Genomic DNA, 18,870 nt, shown 5'->3' with positions numbered 1-18,870 from the left:
TTCTCTGGAAAATGTGCAGCACGAAGCCGGTACAGGAGCTAGCGTGTATCGGCTATCGGAGCGAGTTATCGGCGCAGTCTCGGCGAGCGAGCGGTTCGAAGAACCCGAGCGGTGCGCGGTTCGGAACGAGCGAAGCGAGTGAGAACCGCGGAGATCGAACGGGGAACGCAGTGACCCGTGAGCGACGCCGTTCACCGCTCGCGCCACAGGCGCGAGCGGGCCGACGACTGATTCGGAACGAACGGAGTGAGTGGAGAGGAAGGAGGAGTGGTTTTAGTCGAGTTTTTGCCGAGTGCGGTCGCTTCGCGACCGCACGCAGCGCAAAAAGTCGTTCTTATTGGATGTGGCCTTCCTCACGGAGCTGGTCGGCCTCGCTCTTTTCGTAGCGCCAGGTGATGTCGGCCTTCTCGTCCTGCCAGTCCCAGGGTTCGACGAGCACGACGTCGTCCTCGCGGATCCAGATGCGCTTTTGCATCTTGCCGGGGATGCGAGCGGTGCGTTCCGTCCCGTCGGCACAGCGTACCTTGACCCGATTCGCCCCGAGCATGTCCGTAACGGTCGCGAAGACCTCGTCATCCTCGGGCATCCGGAGGTTGTTCCGACCGCCGTCTCCGTCGTCGCTCATGGCCGCGGCTTTGCGTTCGAGGGGTTTAACCCTTTATTGTTCCTTTTCGCCCGATCACCGGACGCGAGCGTCTCTTCCACCCGATCGGGGAACCACGCCGTTTATTCCGCTCGGCTCTCCATCCGTGGGTATGTTACGGAACCTCGGCGCGCTCGGCATCGCGGGAATCGTGATTCTCCTCGCCGGTATCGGCCTGATCGCGTCGCAGAACCTGCTGATCGCCGCCGGGATGGCACTCATCGTCGCCGGCCTCGGACTGGTCGTCAAATCGCTGATTTCGGGGATGCTCCAGAACTTCGGGATGTTCTGACCCGTCTCGAGGAGTCCCGGACCCTCGGGATCAAACGTTTTGTCTCTGTATCCCGTCGTTCTCGTATGGGATACTCGCTACACTATTATGATCTCGTGTTGCTCTCTATCGCGGCGAGTCTCGGCACCGGAGCGATCGTCGGCTACGCGACGGCGGTCCCGTTTACGGCCGCCGTCATGGCGCTCGGCATCGTCGCGATCGGATTCATCGCTCACGCGCTGTTCGTCAACGGACCGGTCGACAGTACCGAGGATCTGACCGAGGAGGTCGAACTCGAGGAGGTCCCGCGGGTACTGTCGCCGATGGAGTCGGGACCGGAAACGTAGGCCCGCTCAGACTTCGTTGTCGCCGGCTCGGTGTTCGCTGATGAGCTGGTCGACCATCGACGCCTTGCGGTCGCGCTTGCGTTCTTCCGCACGGTCGTGCCAGTCGTCGATCGCGGCTTCGACGTCGTCCTCGCGGGCGACGGCCAGTTCGTCGACCTCCTGCATGGCGACGTCGTCGGCGGGGCCGACCGGGATTTCGGCCTCGAAGAGGATTTCGTCGGCGATCTCCGAGAGGCCGCCGTCCTTGAGGACGACGCGGGGGTCGAACTCCGCGAGCAGTTCGGCGGTCGACCGGCCCGCACCGCTCGCGTCGCGAACGTAGACGACGTCGCCGCTCGCGATGCCGTACTGGTCGTCGGCCTCGCGGATCGCGCCCTTCGTGAACTTCTCGATGACTTTGACCGGGACCAGCCCCTCCTTCTCCGCGGAGACGTCGCTGAAATTGGAGTGATCGAGCTTCCAGAGGGCCTTCATTCGCTCGACTTTCCCCTCGAGCGCCTCGACTTCCTCCTGCGCTTCGTCGCGCTCGCGCTCGAGCCGGTTCGCCTTGCGCTCGAGGCGACTCACTTCCCGGTCCCGACGGACTTCCTTGCGTTCCTCGCGGCGGGCGACGCCGAGTTCGGTCTCGAGTTCGTCGATCCGCTCGTCGCGGTCGGCGACGCGGCCCTCGAGGCGGTCGACGTGTGACTGGAGTCGCTCGACCTGTCGCTCGAGGTCCTTGATTCGTTTTTCGTCCTCGGTCAGTTCGCGGGGCTCGTGTTCGGTCGAGTCCTCCTCGTCCCCGTTCTCGTCGTCGTCGAGATCGGTCAGGACGGCTTCGACGCTCTCTTCGCCGGCGACGACGCGGGCGGTGACCTCGCCGCGGTCGACGCCCGGCGGGAGCTTGTCGGCGATCCGCTCGAACTGATCCTCGTGGGCGTCGATCGCGTACAGCGCGGCGGCCATGGCGTCGCGCTGGTGGTCGTCGTCGTACGGATGTTCGCGCGTGCGGTGTTGTTTCTCGTCGACGGGGAGGTCGCTCTCGGGGGCCCAGCCCGCGGCGTCGAAACTCCGGCGGAACTTCTCGACGGTTTCGGGCATCGGCGTCACGTCGGCCGCGACGACGATCGGACGGCCGCGCTCGACGATCCATTCGATCACGTCGGCGGTGTCGCTGGTTCGCGAACTCCAGACGTCGAGGACGTCGCCCTCGAGGTCGGCGATGGCGACGGCGGTCGTCGTTCCCGGATCGATGCCGACGACGACGTGATCGCGCCGCTTGACCAGCGGCTCGAACTCGATGCCGTCGCGGCGCTCCCGCTCGATTTCGACGCGAACGTCGCCCGAGCGATTCCGAGAGACGGGGATGTCGCTGGGCCGCGCTTCCACGGTGAAGACGGCGTTGGCGAAGCCGCCGTAGGCCTCTCGGACCTCTCGCTCGTACTCGAGGTTCGCGTCCTCGAGTTCGGACTCGACTTCCCGGGCCCGTTTCCTGACGGAGCCGTGGATGCGGCGGGTGTAGCGGTCCTCGCTCCAGCCGCCGCTGCCGGTCGAGCGGCCGCGGGCGACCTTGACCTCCGTCGTGTCGGTGAAGGCCGATACCTCGTGGCCGACGTTGTGGGCGGCCAGTCGGGCGGCGGCTTCGGCCTCTTGCATGGGGTCCTTGCCGTAGGGGACGTTGTGGCGTTTCGCGACGCGGGAGAGCGGCTCGGGCTGTTCGGCACCCGTCACCTGTACGAGCATGGTCTCGGCGGGCAGCGAGCCGAGGAAGTGGATGAGCTGGTCCTTATCGGCGGCCAGCTCGTACATGTTATCGGTCGCGACGATCGCCGGCTCCTCGTCGTCGATCAGTCGTCTGAGTTTCCGGTGGCTGACGACGTCCCGGCCGACGTCCTCGCCGTCGTAGATCGCGAGTGCGTACGACGGGGCGTCGCCGCGCACGTCACCGCTCTGGATGTCGACACCGAAGACGACCGCATCGAGCGCACTCGTTCGCGTACTCACAGGGGACCGTAGGAACGAGGTAGCTATAAATCCGGCGCGGGGTTTCAGCGGTCGAGTCGACTGTGGCAGTGATGCCCTCGAGAGGACGTACCGGTCGCCGGTTAGAAGTGGGGGTCCGGTGTCGGTTTTCCGCGGTTGATTCCCGACGTCGTCGGTGAGTGAGCGTCGTCTCGCGGACGGCAACGGACCGATAGTCGATGGCGGCGAGTTCGAGTGCCGTCTGACCGTCGCTGATTCGAGAAGCGCTCCGCAAAATGTAATACAGCTCACAATAGGTCCCGAATGTAGCAACTAAATTTCATTTCCGTCGGAAATTGTATACGGAGATCGGAAGCGGAGACTGACCATCCCTATTCCACAAACCGGAATGTGTTCAGTTATGTCCGGTCTCTGGCCTGAGCCTGCTTATTTGGGATTCCCGTTACTCGTCCGCTCTCCGACCGTAACGGTCCTCCGGCGGACATATTAGATCAATTATTTTTGAGTTACTCAAACGTAATGTTTATCACAATAATCAAAAATTTCATTACTATAGACTAAAATTATGTCTCGAGGAGGATCCGAAACGCCTCCGCATTCCCAGCGAACGAATCGCACATCTCGTTCGCGGGCACCCATCACACCATGTCAAAAAACACGGATCAAACGGACTCGGCGGCTCAGTCGAATAGGGGCGGCCGCGGCGTCTCGACGTCGCGACGAACGATACTGAAGGCGACCGGAACGAGCGTGGTCGCGCTCGGCGGTCTCGGCAGCGTCACGAGCTCTGCAGTGGCTCAAGAGATCGATCTCCCGCCGCTGGCACGGGACGGAAACGAGATCGTCGACCCGAGCGGTGAAGAAGTCCGCCTGCGCGGCGTGAACATCGCAGATCCCGGCGAACAGAGCCGAACATGGCGGGGACAGACCGCGCCAGAGACGTTCGAGCTAGCGACGAACGAGGCCGAGGGATGGTACACCAACGTCGTCCGGGTACCGGTAATGCCGTCGTTCCTCGCGGCCGGGACGAAGAACGCGAAACCGAGCGAAATGCCCCACGGCGACGACTGGGGTCCGGCCCTGCCGGGACAGTTCGACAGGGACGACGTCAAGTGGTACTGTCGGACCTTCCTCGACGAACTCGTCGAGCTCGGTGCCCAGCGCGGCGCCTACGTGATGATCGACTACCACCGCCACTACCCGGTCTTCCACCAGGAGGACCACAAGAACCACGGCGTCGATCCCAACGTCTGGCAGTGCTCGAGCGACGGCGGCGAGGACTGGCGCCATCCGGAGGTCTGTGGCGAGCGCGGCGTGCTCTGGCACGGCGAGGACCAGGTCGACGAGATCTGGGACCTGATCCACGAGCAGAACATCCTCGAGGCGTACGACCTCGAGGAAGACGATATCTACCTCGAGCCGCCGGAGATCTCGAACGCGCTCGACGAGGAGTTGCACATGTTCTGGGAGATCGTCGCCAGCCGATACGCGGGCGACGATCACGTGATCTTCGACGTGTACAACGAGCCGACCGGGCCCTACGGCGGCGACTGGGGCGGCCCGCAGCGGCAGGCGGGCGAACTCTCCGCGCCGGCGGAGGCCCCCGGCGATGGGGACGCGTCCAATTACGACGTTTCCCACGAGGACATGAAAGCCTGGTACGACCTGTGGGTCGATCGCGCTCAGCCGTGGGTCGACACGGTCGAGGAGAACGCGGACGGACAGCTGATCACGATCGGGAGTCCGCGGTGGAGTCAGTACACCTACTGGGCCCCCCACAACGAGTTCGACGCCGAGAACATGTGCTACACGGCCCACGTCTACACGCAGGACGGGCTGCGCCCCCTCTCGAAGTACTTCGGTCAGCCCTCCGAGTACGTGCCGATCTTCTTCAGCGAGTTCGGCTGGATCGAAGGCGGCGGGATGCACGTCGACACGCCCTGGATGGACTGTAGCGGTAAGCACGACGGCGACTGTCAGCCGTACATCCGGGAGTACGAGGAGTTCATCGCGAACTACGACGTCCACCCGCTGGCGTGGTGTTTCGACCACACCTACGAGCCGAATATGTTCGAACACGGCACCCCCGGTCTGAACGACGGGGCGAAGGGCGCCGACGACTGGATGAATCACCTGAACGACGAGACGCCCGGCGTCTGGTGGCACGAACTGAACCAGGAGATGGCCGACGACTACGACGACTTCGCGCCCGGCGACGACCCGTATCCGGACGCCGACAACGGCGAGAACGACCTCCACATCGGTCCGGGTGACATCACCGGTGATCCCTACCCCGACGACGGCGGCGACGGCAACGAGACGGTCCCGGTCGGCGAGTACGAGGCTCGAGATCCCGACGGTGACGGCCGCTACGAGGACGTCAACGGGGACAACGAGACGACCCACGGGGACGTCAACGCCCTCTTCGAGAATCGGAACGCCGACGGCGTCCGGAACAACCCCGAGAAGTTCGACTTCGACGGCAACGGCCGCTTCGGCTTCTCGGATATCCTCGAGCTGCTCGAGGAGATCTAGCGAGAGTCGAAGACACACCGTAAATACGACACTACAAATCCAATGACGAACGACAACGACACGTACGACGACGCACAGCTCACCGATCAGCAGGCGGACTCCTCCGCGTCGCGACGCACCTTCATGCAGGCCGCCGGGGCCAGTGCGGGCGCGATCGCGGTCGGGACGTCGACCGTCGCGGCCGACGACCACGTCACGCTTTCCGCCGACCTCGCTGACGAACGGATCGAGGCCGGCGAGACCACGACGGTGACGTTCTCGATTTCGAACGGACCCACGGGAGTGATGGGCTGGGGCCTCGAGGCCGCGGTCGATTCCGCGGTCGCGGAGATCGTCGGGGTCTCCCTCGGCGACGAGTGGCCGTCGAACTGGGACGATCGAAACAGCGTCGACGAACCGACCGACTCGTTCAGGGCGGACTACGCCGCGTTCAGGCAGGACGGCGGGGTCATGGACGTCGGAACGAGCGGGTACGAGTTCGCCACCTTCGTCCTCGAGGCACGGGAAGACGGGACGACCGACGTCGAACTGTCGGACTTCCTGCTGACCGACGCCGAGGACGAAGCGGTCGCGGTGGACTACGAGACGCCGACGCTCAGGGTCGGCGACGACCCCAGCGTGCCCGATATGCCGGCGGATCTCGCGGTCGTCGACGAGAGCGAGACCTCGGTCGAAGTCGAGTGGAGTCCGGTGCCGGACGCCCTCGAGTACGCGGTCTCCGTCGACGGCGAGCGGGAGACGACGACGACCTCGAGCAGCGCGACAATCACGGGGCTCGAGGCCGAGACGACCTACGATATCGGCGTCAGTGCCGTCGGTGAGGGCGAGACCGCCTCCGGGATGGCGACGGTGCAGGCCACGACCGTCGCGGGGTCGGAGCCGGAGACGCCCACGGTGACCGTCGATCTCGCCGACGCGCAGATCGATCCGGGCCAGACGACGACCGTCGATATCGGCATGACGGCGGTCCCCAACGGGCTGTCCGGGTTCGAGATCGACATCGACGTCAACGCCGAGGCCGCGATCATCGTCGACGCCGGGATCGGCGAGACGTTCGCCGATTCCCTGTTCCCGCCCGAGATCGACGTGACCGACGGGTTCGCGACCGTCGCAGCGGCGGGGAAACGGATCAGCGAAGGAACAACCGACCTCGACCTCGCAACCGTCGAACTCGAGGGCGTCGCCGACGGCGAGACGGTCGTCGACGTCGCGGAGGGGACGACCCCGATGGAAACGCTCCCCGGTAACGACGGCGCGAAACTCATCGAACCGAAATTCGAGGAGGCGATGCTGACCGTCGGCGACGGCGAACCGGACGAGAAGCCGCCGAGCGTTCCCGAGGACCTCGAAGTGGTCGACGAGACCGAGACCTCGATCGAGGTCGCGTGGGCGACCGATCCGAACGCCGACGAGTACGCCGTGTACGTCGACGGCGAGCGGGAAACGACCACGACCACGACCGCGACCGGCGCGACCGTCACCGACCTCGAGTCGGGCACGACCTACCAGATCGGCGTCACCGCCATCGGCGGGGAGGATACCGAGACCGACCCCGCGACGGTTACCGCGACGACCGCGGAGGCCCACACGCCGCCGAGCACGCCCGAGGGCCTCGAGGTCGTCGCCGAGACCGAGACGTCGGTCGAGGTCGCGTGGGACTCCGACCCGAACGCCGTCGAGTACGACGTCTGGGCCAGCGGGGAGGAGACGCTCACCACGAGCTCGACCAGCATTACGGTCCCCGATCTCGAGTCGGGAACCACCTACGACATCAACGTCAGCGCGGTCGGCGAGGAAGGGACGGAGACCGACCCCGCGACGGTCTCCGCCACGACTGCGGAGCCCCACGTGCCGCCGAGCACGCCCGAGGGCCTCGAGGTCGTCGCCGAGACCGAGACGTCGGTCGAGGTCGCGTGGGACTCCGACCCGAACGCCGTCGAGTACGTCGTCTCCGTCGACGGCACCGAGGAAACGACCACGAGCTCGACCAGCGCCACAGTCACCGACCTCGAGTCCGAGACGACCTACGAGATCGGCGTCAGCGCGGTCGGTGAGGAGGGGACGGAGACCGATCCCGCGACGGTTTCCGCCACGACCGCGGGCGGAGACGACGGCGACAACGAAGACGGCGGCGACAGCGAGTATCCCGAGTGGGACGCTGACACCCTCTACCAGAAGGGCGAACGCGTCCACTGGAACGGCGAGGACTGGGAAGCACAGTGGACCAACCGGGGCGAGAAGCCCAAATACGAGGAGATGTACGCCTGGGAACCGGTCGACGGCGAGATCCCCCTCGAGGTCGACCACCTCGCGAAGATCAACCCGAGCGCCACGGACGTCGAGACCGACGAGCGCATCGACTTCCGCGTTCGGGAGACGACGCCCAACGACGTCTGGATCACCGGGCTCGAGTGGGACCTCGGCGACGGAACGTCCGCGAGCGGCTGGTACGCCGGACACTCCTACGGGTCCGCTGGCACCTACACGGTGACGCTCACCGTGACGGACCAGCGCGGCCGGCAGACGACCCACGAGGTCGAGATTACGGTCTCGTAATCCCGATCGCCGGCGGACCGCCGTTTCGACGCGGGGTTCGACGGGAGACAGAGACGCCGAGACGAACGACGGGAGCGAGTCGATTCGAACGAGTGCCGTCCGTTGCCACCGCCGGCCCGGTCGTCGAGCGACGATCCGCGGTACGCGGCGGTGGCTCTGACGGAGCTGTATACCAATGTACGAAACGACGGAAACGGAACAGGTGGAAGGGGCGAGTCAGTGCGCGACACCGACCGACGACGCGATCGGCCGGCGGGGGTTCCTGGCGGCCGCCGGCCTCGTCGGTGCGGGCGTAGCGGCCGGCCCGGTCGCCGGGAAGGCCGGACCGGCCGCCCAGACGAGTGAAGCACCGACGGTAACGGTGACGCCGGCGGAGGCGGCGATCGACCCGGGCGGGACAACGACCGTCGATGTCGGCCTGACTAAGGCCCCCGACGGACTCTCGGGGTTCGATCTCGAGGTCACCGTCGAGACGGCCGTCGCTCGCGTCGTCGACGCCGGGCTCGGGGAGGCGTTCGCCGACGCCCTGGTTCAGGACGTCGAGACGGCAGACGGGACGGCGCGTCTCGCCGCGGCAAAGTCCATCGGTGACGGTGCCACCGACCTCGATGTCGGTTACGTGGAGATCGAGGGGGTGGAAGCCGGTGAAACCACAGCCGAGATCGAGATCGTCCGGCTCGAGGACGGCGACGGTACCGTCGTCGAATCGTCGGTCGAATCGGCGACGCTCACCGTCGGAGACGGCGACCCGGCCGACGGTGGATCCGAGACGACTGCCGGGTCCGACGACGGTATTCCGGGCTTCGGTCCCTCGGCCGCGGTGATCGGCGCTGCAGGGTGGATCGCGTACGCGCTCGGGAAACGTGGCGATCGGTCCGGACGGTCGGAGTGAGACTCGACCGAGGCGTCGGCTGCACTGGGAGTACGAACCGGCGGCCGGTTCGATCGGCACCGCGAGGGCGGGCGTGGGGGCGCTGAACCGATCGGTGTCGGCACCGTTCGGCCCGGCGAGGAACGGGCGGCCGACGAATACAGCGACGCTCATCGGACCGACGCTCTCGAGATCGTCGTCCAGACGCGGGCCGAAGGCCGTTCTAGAACGCGATCGCGGTCGTCGAGATGTGAGATCGCGGGTACGGGCTCGGCGCTGCCCTTCGAGGAGAACGGCCGCGGATCACATGTGTGGAATGTTACAACAAGGCGCGTAACAATAATTTCTTTTACTTCTGTAGTTAATTTTAATGTGGTAGAACGGGGACTTGTGGGTGGATCTTCGCAGCTATCGCGGGCGACCCGTGACGGACGCACGCGGATCCGAGCGACGAGATGACAATGAAACGGACTGACAATACGCAGCAGACGGATGAACCGACGACCGAGAGCACGCGACGGAGTGTACTGAAGCGGACGGAGGACGACGCGACGTCGCCCATCAACCTCACTCGACGTAACGTGATGCGAACGACCGCCGCCGCGGGCGTCGCCGGTCTCGGGATGGGCGCGGGATTCGCCGGCAGCGCGGCGGCCGGCGGGCTCGACGAGTTCCAGAACCTGACGGTCAGCGACGACAATCGGATCGTCAACGAGGACGGCGAGACGTTCAAGATGCGGGGGCTCAGCATCCCCGATCCGAAGCGACTCCACCGGACGCGGAACCTCCGCGGGAAGACGCCGACACAGCTCGTCGATACGGTCACGAATAACGAGGCGGGCTGGCACCCGCGGGTCATCCGGGTTCCCGCACAGCCACAGGACATCGGGACGAGGGACGACGGGTCACACCACCCGATGGGGCACACCGGACCCGAGTACGAGTTCGGCGAACTCGAGTCGCCGCAGGCGGTCGACGACGATCGCCGGAAGCAGCGCCCGGCACAACCACAGGCGTTCACGCGGGAGGAACTCGAGGAGTACCTCGAGAATTACTACGACCCGATCGTCGAGCGCTGCAAGGAGCGCGGGGTCTACTGCATCGTCGACTACCACCGCCACTGGCACGAACAGCCGCCGGGCATCGAGGAACCCGCCTACGCCGAGAACCACCTGCCCTACGACAGCGAGTACACGAACTACTGGGCGTACAACAGCCACGAGATGTTCGGCGAGGACGCGCCGGGATCGTGGGGATACGTCGACCAGAAATACATCGAGGAAACGCCCGGCGACGACTACGTCGAAGGAATTAGCGAGGGCAACCTCGAGGGCACGCCGTACGCGTACGAGAACTGGACGGTCAATCAGGAGCTGCTCGACGAAGTCCTCATGTTCTGGGACGTGGTGGCCGAGCGCTACGGCGAGATGGACCACGTGCTCTTCGAGCCGTACAACGAACCGACCGCGCCGGGGATCTGGGGTCCCGTCGAGGGCTGCGGGGCGTTCAAGCAGAAGCCCCTCTGGGACACGTTCCTCGACGAGTTCATGGGGCCGATCATCGAGAAGATCAGGGAGTACCAGTCCGATCGCGTCCTGCTGGTCGGCGTCCCCGGCTGGTGTCAGTCGGTGCAGGCGCTTCACTGGCGGAACTTCAACGACGCGGGCTACGACAATATCGCCGTCACCTGGCACAACTACGCGGGCCACGACGTCAGCCAGATGAACAACTGGTTCAACGATACGAACTACCAGAGCCCCGACGCGGTCGAGGCCGAGACCGGCGAGGACCTCGAGAGCCCCTATCTCCCGGTGGAGGACGACCCCTACGAGCAGGAGTGTTACGGCTGGGAGGCCTACGAGGCGGCGGGCCTGCAGAACGCGATGGACCACCATCCCGTCGCGATCACCGAGTTCGGCTGGATCAACGACGCGGACGTCTCCCACTGGCTGCGCGGGACGACCACCGGGCAGGGGACGCTCCCCGAGTACGGCGTCCCGTTCCTCGACCAGGTCGAGGGGGACGACCGGATCAGCTGGGTCGGCTGGTGCGCCGACGTCCGCTGGCTGCCGAAGATGTTCGACAATCCGAACGCGCTGGAAGAGGGCGAACTCGACCTCGTCAACGACAACTTCTACGACACGCCCTTCGAGGACATCCCGGTCGGCTGCGACGAGCTGCCCTGCGAGTGGGACCTGATCGGGGGCGAGGACAGCGGCGTCTACATCAAGCAGATGCTCGAGGAGCACAAAGACGACACGGTCCCCTTCGACACGCGGACCATCGGTGACGGGGACGACGGCGGCGACGGCAACGAGACGATCTCGGTGGGCGAGTACGAGGCGCGGGATCTCGACGACGACGGCCGCTACGAGGACGTCACCGGGGACAACGAGACGACCCACGGGGACGTCAACGCTCTCTTCCAGAACCGGAACGCCGACGGCGTCCGGAACAACCCCGAGAAGTTCGATTTCGACGGCAACGGCCGCTTCGGCTTCTCGGACATCCTCGAGTTGCTCGAGAAGATCTAATCACAGCGCAGCGCCTTTCCAGTCGGAAATCGCTGACGGCCGCTCGACGGCCCGTCGCTACGATTCCTGATCGAGAAGCGCTACTGAGTATAAATTAGGGAAAACAATACAAAATTTTATTAGTTTATGTCTAACTCTATGGTCACAGCACCGCAGTATGCGGTCTCCGAGAAATCATGAATGGGGAGTCATCGACTGACTCGAGCGACGAGTCGACGACAGGGGGAACAGGAGCGGCACTGACCAGGCGGTCGGATACTCGAGCGCGAGGGCGCAAAGCGGATTCGACACCAGCGAGAACGGATACCGGTAGTACCGTCGACGCTCGCCGGGGGCTGACGCGCCGGCGAGCGCTGGCTGCCCTGGGGACCAGTTTCGTCGCGGGGGTCACCTCACAGAGCGTCGCGGCGGACTCCGGGTCCGACGCCGACGTTCGGAGGGACGGCGACACCTGGCACGCGAGGAACGGCGGCGAGACGGTCTATCGCGGCACCGACACGCTCGTGGCGATCCAGGCGGCCGTCGACAGCCTCACGCGTGGCCGGACGACGAAGGAGACCGTCGTCGTTCACGACTCGGGGACGATCGGCCCCCACGAGTGGGACGGCGACGTCGCGGCCGTCGACCTCCCGAGCTACACCGTCCTCGACGTTCGCGGGACGCTCACCGTCGAGGACACCGGCGAGGACCTCGTCGTGCCGATCCGCGCACAGAGCGTCGAATCGATCGAGATTCCACGGCTCTCCATCGCGGGCAACCCCCGATACGGCGTGTGGATCCAGAGCTGTACCGACGTCCGCCTCGGCGACCTCGAGCTATCGCTCCACGAAACCGAAGACGTCGGTCTCGGCGTTCGGATCGACGACGCCGACGGCGGTCGGTCCCGGAACGTCACGCTCGAGTCGGCGGTCGTCGAGGGATCGGAACACCACGCCGTCGAGACCTACGGCGTCGACGACCTCGAGGTCGGAACGGTCGAGACCGCCGATACGGGCGGCTGTGGCCTGCTATTGAACGACACGTCGAACGCGACCGTCGATCGGGTCGACGCGACGAATCCCGACGTCGGCGGCGGGTACGCCGGGTTCCGTGTCGCGAACGGCGCGGGACCGGAGATCAGCGTCAACGAGGTCGTCGTCCGCGGCGGCGCGCGGGGCGTGTTCGGCGTCTCGGGCAGCCGCGGGGTCGCGATCGATCGCGTCGACATCGAGGGGACGGGGTCCCACGGGATTCTCGTCCAGGACTGCCAGGATTTCGAGATCAACGGCGGGAGGGTGCGAAACAACGACAACGAGGCCGTCCGGATCGACTCCCGAGACGACGATACCCACGAGCCCGCGACGAACGTGACGGTACGGAACCTCCGCGTGGTCGACGATCGGTCGGAGCCACGACAGCGGTACGGGATCTACGAGACCGGCCCGGGAACGGGGGAGAACGCCATCATCGATAACGACCTCCGGAACGCCGGGACCGTCGCCGACCTCGAGGTCTTCGCCTCGAGTACGACCGTCGAAGGCAACGTCCTGACAGGCGAGGAGCCACCGGATTCGGAGCCGGAGCTGCCGCCGCTCGAGCCGGTCGAACTGGACGGGCGGTACCGAATCGAGAGCCGTCACAGCGGACAGGTGGTGTCGATCGAGGACGGCTCCGCCGAGGACGGTGCCCGCGTCGTCCAGCGGCCCGCCAGCGGCGATCCGGATCAGTACTGGCGGTTCGAGCACCTCGGCGACGGTGTCCACCGGATCGAGAACGAACACAGCGGCTCCGCACTGGACGTCCTCGAGGCGTCGGACGAGAACGGGACGGACGTCATCCAGTGGGAGTGGACAGGTCGTGACAACCAGCGCTTTCTGGTCGGCAAAGCCGAGGACGGCGACGGCGGTCTCGTCATCGCGGCCGTCCATAGCGATCAGGTACTCGACGTTTTCGAGCGGTCTACCGACCCGGGCGCACCGATCGTGCAGTGGCCCTGGGTGGGAGGCGCCAATCAGCGCTGGACGATTTCAGCTGTGGACGAGACTCCCAGCAACCGGATCTCGGTCGGCGAGTACGAAGCCCGGGACATCGACGACGACGGGCTCTACGAGGACGTTACCGGCGACGGGGAGACGTCCCACGGTGACGTCAACGCCCTGTTCCGGCACCTCGAGTCCGACGGGGTTCAGAACAACCCCGAGAAGTTCGACTTCGACGGCAACGGGCGAGTCGGCTTCTCGGACGTCCTCGAACTGCTGGAACGAATATGACGGCGAACGAGCGACGACGAGCGACTGAGACGGCGATCACATCGAACGAGAGACCATGACCACGAACGAACACGAGACACGACGAGACCGGAACAGCGACGAAATCACGACTCCCACGGATCACTCCAGGCGGGCGTTTCTCGCGATGACCGGCGTCGGCACGACCGGGGTGGCCGCCGGCGCGTTTGCCGACCCCGTCCGTGCCGACGTCGATACGACTGATCGCGGCATCGAGACGCCGTGGCTCGAGCGCGACGGGAACGTCCTCCGCGACCCGGCCGGCAACGAGGTGGTGCTTCGCGGCGTCAACGTGATCGATCCCGCCCGCACGGCGCGATCGTGGCGGCGGCCGCTCTCCGAGACGATCGATCACGCGACCGACCCCGACAGGAGCTGGCACGCGCGGATCATCCGCATCCCGGTCCAGACCGGCGATATCGTTACCGTCGACCCGGCCGACGGCAGCGTGAGCGGCGACCCCCAGAACGAGGTCGATCCGGGAACGATTACTCAGGAACAACTCGAGGCCTACATCGAACACCACCTCCGACCGGTCGTCGACCACTGCGCGGAGATCGGCGTCTACTGCATCGTCGACTACCACCGTCACGCCGATACGAGCCTCGAGTACACCGATCCGGCCCTCGACGAGGAGGTTCGTATGTTCTGGGACGTCGTCGCCCCCGAGTTCGCCGACGAGTCCCACGTCCTCTATGAACTGTACAACGAGCCGATCGGCCCCTACGCCGGGCAGGATCCGGGCGAAGACTACAGGATTCGGGGAGACGACGCCGAGCAGGCCTGGCTCGAGTGGCGCGAGACCGCCCAGCCGTGGGTCGACACGATTCGATCCCACGCCGAGCGCAACGTGGTCATCATCGGCTCGCCTCGGTGGAGCCAGTACACCTACTGGGCACCGCGCCACGAGTTCGAGGGCGAGAACCTCGCCTACTCGGGGCACGTCTACGCCGGCCACGACGGGCTTCGACCGCTCGGAGATTACTTCGGCGAACCGTCGGAGGAGGTCCCGGTCTTCCTCACGGAGTTCGGCTACCAGCGCGACGCCGGAAGCCCGCTGTCGGGCACGACGTCCGAAGACGGCGCGGCGTTCGAGTCGTTCTTCGACGAATACGATACCGTCCACCCCCAGATCTGGTGCTTCGACCGGTCCTGGAAGCCGTACATGTTCGACGGCGACGCGCCCGACGAGTGGACCCTCCTCGGCGGCGAGGACTATCAGGGCGAGTGGTGGCAGACGTTCCTCGCCGAGCGACGCACCGACGACCTCCCCCAGACGGGCGGCGGTTCGGAGACGATCTCGGTCGGCGAGTACGAGGCCCGGGATATCGACGGCGACGGCCTGTACGAGGACGTCAACGGTGACAACGAGACGACCCACGGCGACGTCAACGCGCTGTTCGAGAATCGGAACGCCGACGGCGTCCAGAACAACCCAGAGAAGTTCGACTTCGACGGGAACGGTCGCTTCGGCTTCTCGGACATCCTCGAGTTGCTCGAGCGATTATAGGGTCGATCGGCTCGGACCGATAGCGGACGACCCGTCGGTGGGTCTCGACGATCGACCGCTCCGACGGCGTCGCTGCCACCCGGTATCTGCGATCGACCGGATTTTATTCCACGATTGAGTAAGATATATTTGATCGCGATTTGTGTGAGATTTTGTATATGGTAGACCGTAGCACTACTGGTGAGAAGAGGGAAACCGAACGAGGTGACCGGGGATCCCTGCGACCGACGCGACGGGCGGTCGTGAAAGCGGCCGGCGTCGGCACGGCCGGCCTCGCACTCGGTAGGCTGTCGGGATCGGCAGCGGCCGTCGACGATCCGACGCCGCGACTGGGCACCGACGGCAAGTGGATCGTCACCGAGGATGGACGGCGGGTGAAACTCCGCGGCCTCTCGCCGGCGTCGCTGGATTACATCGACGCGTCGTGGTTCCCGAAGAGTCAGCGGGAGATACTCGAGCACGCGACCGACGGGGAGCGGTGGCATCCGAACGTCGTCAGGCTCCCGATCGGGGAGGACGCGGTCCACGAGCGGGGACTGGACTACGTCGTCGACGAACTCCTGCGGCCGGCCGTCGACCTGCTGGCCGACCGGGGCGTCTACGCGATGATCGACTTCCACCTCATTCGGCCGTACGTGGAGGCGATGGCTCACGGGGAGGGCATGGTCGGAGACGGCTGGGCGGACAGCCTCGACGGCCTCGGCTTCGATCCTCACGTCGACACCGACGATCTGTTGACGGAGTTCTGGAGCGCGGTCGCCCCGGCCTTTGCCGACGACGAGAACGTCCTCTTCGAACTGTACAACGAACCGACGCTCCCAGTCACGTGGTCGTCGTACGGGGAGCACGGGCCAGCGGTCACGACGGCGGAAGACGAGTGGCTGCTCTGGCGCGATACCGCGCAGTCGTGGATCGACCTGATTCGGACCGACGCCCCCGAGACACCGATCGTCATCGGCTCGCCCGACTGGACCTCTCGGACCAGGTTCGCCGCCGAGTATCCCTTCGAGGGCGAGAACCTGATCTACGCCGCCCACATCTATCCGGCCAACGGACTCCCCTACGAGACGGTCGAACGGGGGTCGGAAGGCGACACCGAGGAGGTCGGCCCGTTCGATCCGGAGTACGGTGCGCCGGCCGATGACGTCCCAGTGGTCGTCACCGAATTCGGGTGGGATCCCGCCGAGGAATTCGAAGAAAACGTCGACTCCGGCACGACGAGCGACTGGGGAGAACCCGTTCGCGAGTGGATGGAATCCTACGAGAACATGGGCTGGCTCGCCTGGTGTTTCGACGACACGTGGGCTCCGACCTTCTTCGACTCGCCCGGCGAGGGGGCCGCCGAACCGTGGGAACTGAAAGACAACACCGAACAGATGGGCTGGTTCGTCCGGGAGTGGCTCGAGGACACGAAAGACGACACGTTCGTCGGCGACGACTCCGACTGGATCGATCTCGGGGAACACAGGGCCTACGACCGGGACGGCGACGGGCTCTACGAGGACGTCAACGGTGACAACGAGACGACCCACGGCGACGTCAACACCCTCTTCGAGCACCGCGACGCCGACGGCGTCCAGAACAACCCGGAGCAGTTCGACTTCGACGGGAACGGCCGCTTCGGCTTCTCGGACATCCTCGCGTTGCTCGAGGAACTCTGAGCCGAATCTCGAGTAGACAGAAGAATCACATGTGGCTATGGAAAACAAATTATTTCCTAGTAAAAATACTTGTACAAATATGGAGTAGAGCGAGTGTAGTCGGACCGAGAACGGGAGCCGAGACGGAATCGCCGGTACCGGCTTCGAACGTCGACCACCGGCCGATCGCTCTGCACGCGTGCGTCTGGCCGGCGATCCACAGCGAGCATCCTGTGGAGACGAATCCCGATACACATGACCAGGAACGAACCGATTGCGGACGGTCGCACGACTGATCGAACAGCACAGCACACCCGTCGCCGCGTCGTCAAAGTGATCGGCGCCGGTGCGGCGATCGCCTCGACGGGTGTCGGCACCGCAGCGGCGGCCGCGGAGCCGACGACCGACCCCGATGACCTCGCGTTCGTCGAGACCGACGGAACCGAGTTCGTCGCCGGCGGCGAACCGGTCTATTTCAACGGGGCGAACAACTTCTGGATCACCCACGAGTACGAGGGAACCAGGCAACGCATCGACGACGTCTTGGATCTCTACCGGGAGCTGGGGATCGATCTCGTCCGATTCTGGGCCCACGGCGAAGGCAAAGACGGCCCCCTCGCACTCCAGCCCGAACCCGGCGAGTACAACGAGGAGGCCCTCCAGAACCTCGATTACCTGATCGAGGCGGCCAGGGAGCGCGGCATCAGGCTCATCGCGACGCTCGTGGATAACTGGGACCACGAGGGCGGCATGCTCCAGTACGCCGAGTGGGCCGGTGGCGAGTCGCGCTACGAGTTCTACACGATGGACGAAACCCGAGAGATGTATCGTACCCACGTCGAAACCATCCTCACGCGGGAGAACTCGATCAGCGGGATCGAGTGGCGCGAGGATCCGACGATTATGCTGTGGGAACTGGCCAACGAACCGCGCCTCGAGCAGGACGACGTGCCCGCGGACATGGACTCCCTCGAGCCGCCCGAACACCGCGAGATTCTCGGGACCTGGTTCGAAGACATGTCCGCGTACGTCAAAGCGCTCGACGGGAATCACCTCGTCTCGACGGGATCGGAGGGCCACTACTACGGCACCTGGGAGGACGAGTACCCGGACGGCAACTGGGACGGGCAGGACTACGTCGCTCACCACTCGATCGAGACGATCGACGCCTGTTCGTTCCACCTGTATCCCGACCACTGGAACGTCCCGCTCGAGGAGGGGGCCGAGTACATCCGAAACCGCGTCGTCGACGCCCACGAGGAGATCGGCAAGCCCGCTTACCTCGGCGAGTTCAATGTCGACGACACCACACACGACCTCGAGACGAAAAACGAGACGCTCGCGTCGTGGTACGACGTCGCCGACGAGTACGATTGCAACGCCGTCCTCCCGTGGCAGGTCGTCCTCGAGGAGACGCAGGACCACGACGGGTTCCAGCTTTACGCGAGCGAATCCGGCCACCTCATCGAGGAGTACGCGGCGGTCGTCGACGAGAAGAGCGGCGGGTCCGATCCCGAGACGATCCCGGTCGGCGAGTACGAGGCCCGGGATCTCGACGACGACGGGCTCTACGAGGACGTCAACGGTGACAACGAGACGACCCACGGCGACGTCAACGCCCTCTTCGAGCACCGCGACGCCGACGGCATCCGGAACAACCCGGAGCAGTTCGACTTCGACGGGAACGGCCGTTTCGGCTTCTCGGACATCCTCGCACTGCTCGAGGAGCTCTGA

12 protein-coding genes are annotated in these 18,870 nt (G+C 65.4%); 10 read left to right on the top strand and 2 right to left on the bottom strand.

The genetic code is table 11. The features are described from left to right. Positions 1-334: 334 nt before the first annotated feature. Entirely contained in the window at positions 335-625 is a 291-nt protein-coding gene (gene eif1A / locus NDI89_RS17120; protein WP_226004739.1) for a translation initiation factor eIF-1A, read from the bottom strand. Positions 626-755: 130 nt separating this feature from the next. Between eif1A and NDI89_RS17115 the strand changes: the two genes are divergently transcribed. Together NDI89_RS17115 and NDI89_RS17110 are read left to right on the top strand one after the other, a co-directional pair. Then, a complete protein-coding gene (locus tag NDI89_RS17115; protein WP_226004738.1) occupies positions 756-935 on the top strand; it encodes a DUF7470 family protein in 180 nt (59 codons plus the stop codon). A 65-nt stretch (positions 936-1,000) separates the two neighbouring features. Next, complete coding sequence (locus tag NDI89_RS17110; protein ID WP_226004737.1) at positions 1,001-1,261, top strand: DUF8015 family protein; 261 nt, start codon at positions 1,001-1,003, stop codon at positions 1,259-1,261. Between the two features lie 6 nt (positions 1,262-1,267). On the opposite strand, the gene NDI89_RS17105 is transcribed toward NDI89_RS17110, so the two are convergent. Beyond that, positions 1,268-3,244: a DUF460 domain-containing protein gene (locus NDI89_RS17105; RefSeq protein ID WP_277523178.1), complete on the bottom strand. Its 1,977-nt coding sequence runs from the start codon at positions 3,242-3,244 to the stop codon at positions 1,268-1,270. A gap of 624 nt (positions 3,245-3,868) precedes the next feature. On the opposite strand from NDI89_RS17105, the gene NDI89_RS17100 reads away from it, so the two are divergent. The 8 genes from NDI89_RS17100 (at position 3,869) to NDI89_RS17065 (ending at position 18,870) form a co-directional block, all read left to right on the top strand. Beyond that, the gene (locus tag NDI89_RS17100) at positions 3,869-5,758 is read left to right on the top strand and encodes a cellulase family glycosylhydrolase (protein ID WP_277523177.1); all 1,890 of its coding nucleotides are present in this window, start codon (positions 3,869-3,871) and stop codon (positions 5,756-5,758) included. Positions 5,759-5,800: 42 nt separating this feature from the next. Beyond that, positions 5,801-8,314, top strand: a complete 2,514-nt coding sequence (locus NDI89_RS17095; protein WP_277523175.1) for a fibronectin type III domain-containing protein — start codon at positions 5,801-5,803, stop codon at positions 8,312-8,314. Positions 8,315-8,489: 175 nt separating this feature from the next. Further along, positions 8,490-9,206, top strand: a complete 717-nt coding sequence (locus NDI89_RS17090) for a hypothetical protein (protein WP_277523173.1) — start codon at positions 8,490-8,492, stop codon at positions 9,204-9,206. 440 nt (positions 9,207-9,646) lie between these two features. Then, positions 9,647-11,719, top strand: a complete 2,073-nt coding sequence (locus tag NDI89_RS17085) for a cellulase family glycosylhydrolase (protein WP_277523170.1) — start codon at positions 9,647-9,649, stop codon at positions 11,717-11,719. Between the two features lie 176 nt (positions 11,720-11,895). Next, complete coding sequence (locus tag NDI89_RS17080; protein WP_277523168.1) at positions 11,896-13,968, top strand: RICIN domain-containing protein; 2,073 nt, start codon at positions 11,896-11,898, stop codon at positions 13,966-13,968. Positions 13,969-14,023: 55 nt separating this feature from the next. Beyond that, a complete protein-coding gene (locus NDI89_RS17075; RefSeq protein ID WP_277523166.1) occupies positions 14,024-15,496 on the top strand; it encodes a glycoside hydrolase family 5 protein in 1,473 nt (490 codons plus the stop codon). A gap of 158 nt (positions 15,497-15,654) precedes the next feature. Further along, on the top strand, positions 15,655-17,157 hold the full coding sequence (locus NDI89_RS17070) for a glycoside hydrolase family 5 protein (protein ID WP_277523164.1): 1,503 nt from the start codon (positions 15,655-15,657) through the stop codon (positions 17,155-17,157). A gap of 234 nt (positions 17,158-17,391) precedes the next feature. Then, complete coding sequence (locus NDI89_RS17065; RefSeq protein ID WP_277523162.1) at positions 17,392-18,870, top strand: glycoside hydrolase 5 family protein; 1,479 nt, start codon at positions 17,392-17,394, stop codon at positions 18,868-18,870.

The sequence above is a fragment of the Natrinema salsiterrestre genome (assembly GCF_029502005.1).
In the GTDB taxonomy this organism is placed as follows: Archaea; Halobacteriota; Halobacteria; order Halobacteriales; family Natrialbaceae; genus Natrinema; species Natrinema salsiterrestre.
The sequence above is the reverse complement of the archived record's forward strand: the minus strand, read 5'-3'. Positions and strand labels throughout refer to the sequence as shown.

What these genes read in the sequence shown, in the direction of transcription:
- eif1A (WP_226004739.1), bottom strand. Translation starts at nt 625, where the DNA reads ATGAGCGACGACGGAGACGGCGGTCGGAACAACCTCCGGATGCCCGAG.
- NDI89_RS17115 (WP_226004738.1), top strand. Translation starts at nt 756, where the DNA reads ATGTTACGGAACCTCGGCGCGCTCGGCATCGCGGGAATCGTGATTCTC.
- NDI89_RS17110 (WP_226004737.1), top strand. Translation starts at nt 1,001, where the DNA reads ATGGGATACTCGCTACACTATTATGATCTCGTGTTGCTCTCTATCGCG.
- NDI89_RS17100 (WP_277523177.1), top strand. Translation starts at nt 3,869, where the DNA reads ATGTCAAAAAACACGGATCAAACGGACTCGGCGGCTCAGTCGAATAGG.
- NDI89_RS17095 (WP_277523175.1), top strand. Translation starts at nt 5,801, where the DNA reads ATGACGAACGACAACGACACGTACGACGACGCACAGCTCACCGATCAG.
- NDI89_RS17090 (WP_277523173.1), top strand. Translation starts at nt 8,490, where the DNA reads ATGTACGAAACGACGGAAACGGAACAGGTGGAAGGGGCGAGTCAGTGC.
- NDI89_RS17085 (WP_277523170.1), top strand. Translation starts at nt 9,647, where the DNA reads ATGAAACGGACTGACAATACGCAGCAGACGGATGAACCGACGACCGAG.
- NDI89_RS17080 (WP_277523168.1), top strand. Translation starts at nt 11,896, where the DNA reads ATGAATGGGGAGTCATCGACTGACTCGAGCGACGAGTCGACGACAGGG.
- NDI89_RS17075 (WP_277523166.1), top strand. Translation starts at nt 14,024, where the DNA reads ATGACCACGAACGAACACGAGACACGACGAGACCGGAACAGCGACGAA.
- NDI89_RS17070 (WP_277523164.1), top strand. Translation starts at nt 15,655, where the DNA reads ATGGTAGACCGTAGCACTACTGGTGAGAAGAGGGAAACCGAACGAGGT.
- NDI89_RS17065 (WP_277523162.1), top strand. Translation starts at nt 17,392, where the DNA reads ATGACCAGGAACGAACCGATTGCGGACGGTCGCACGACTGATCGAACA.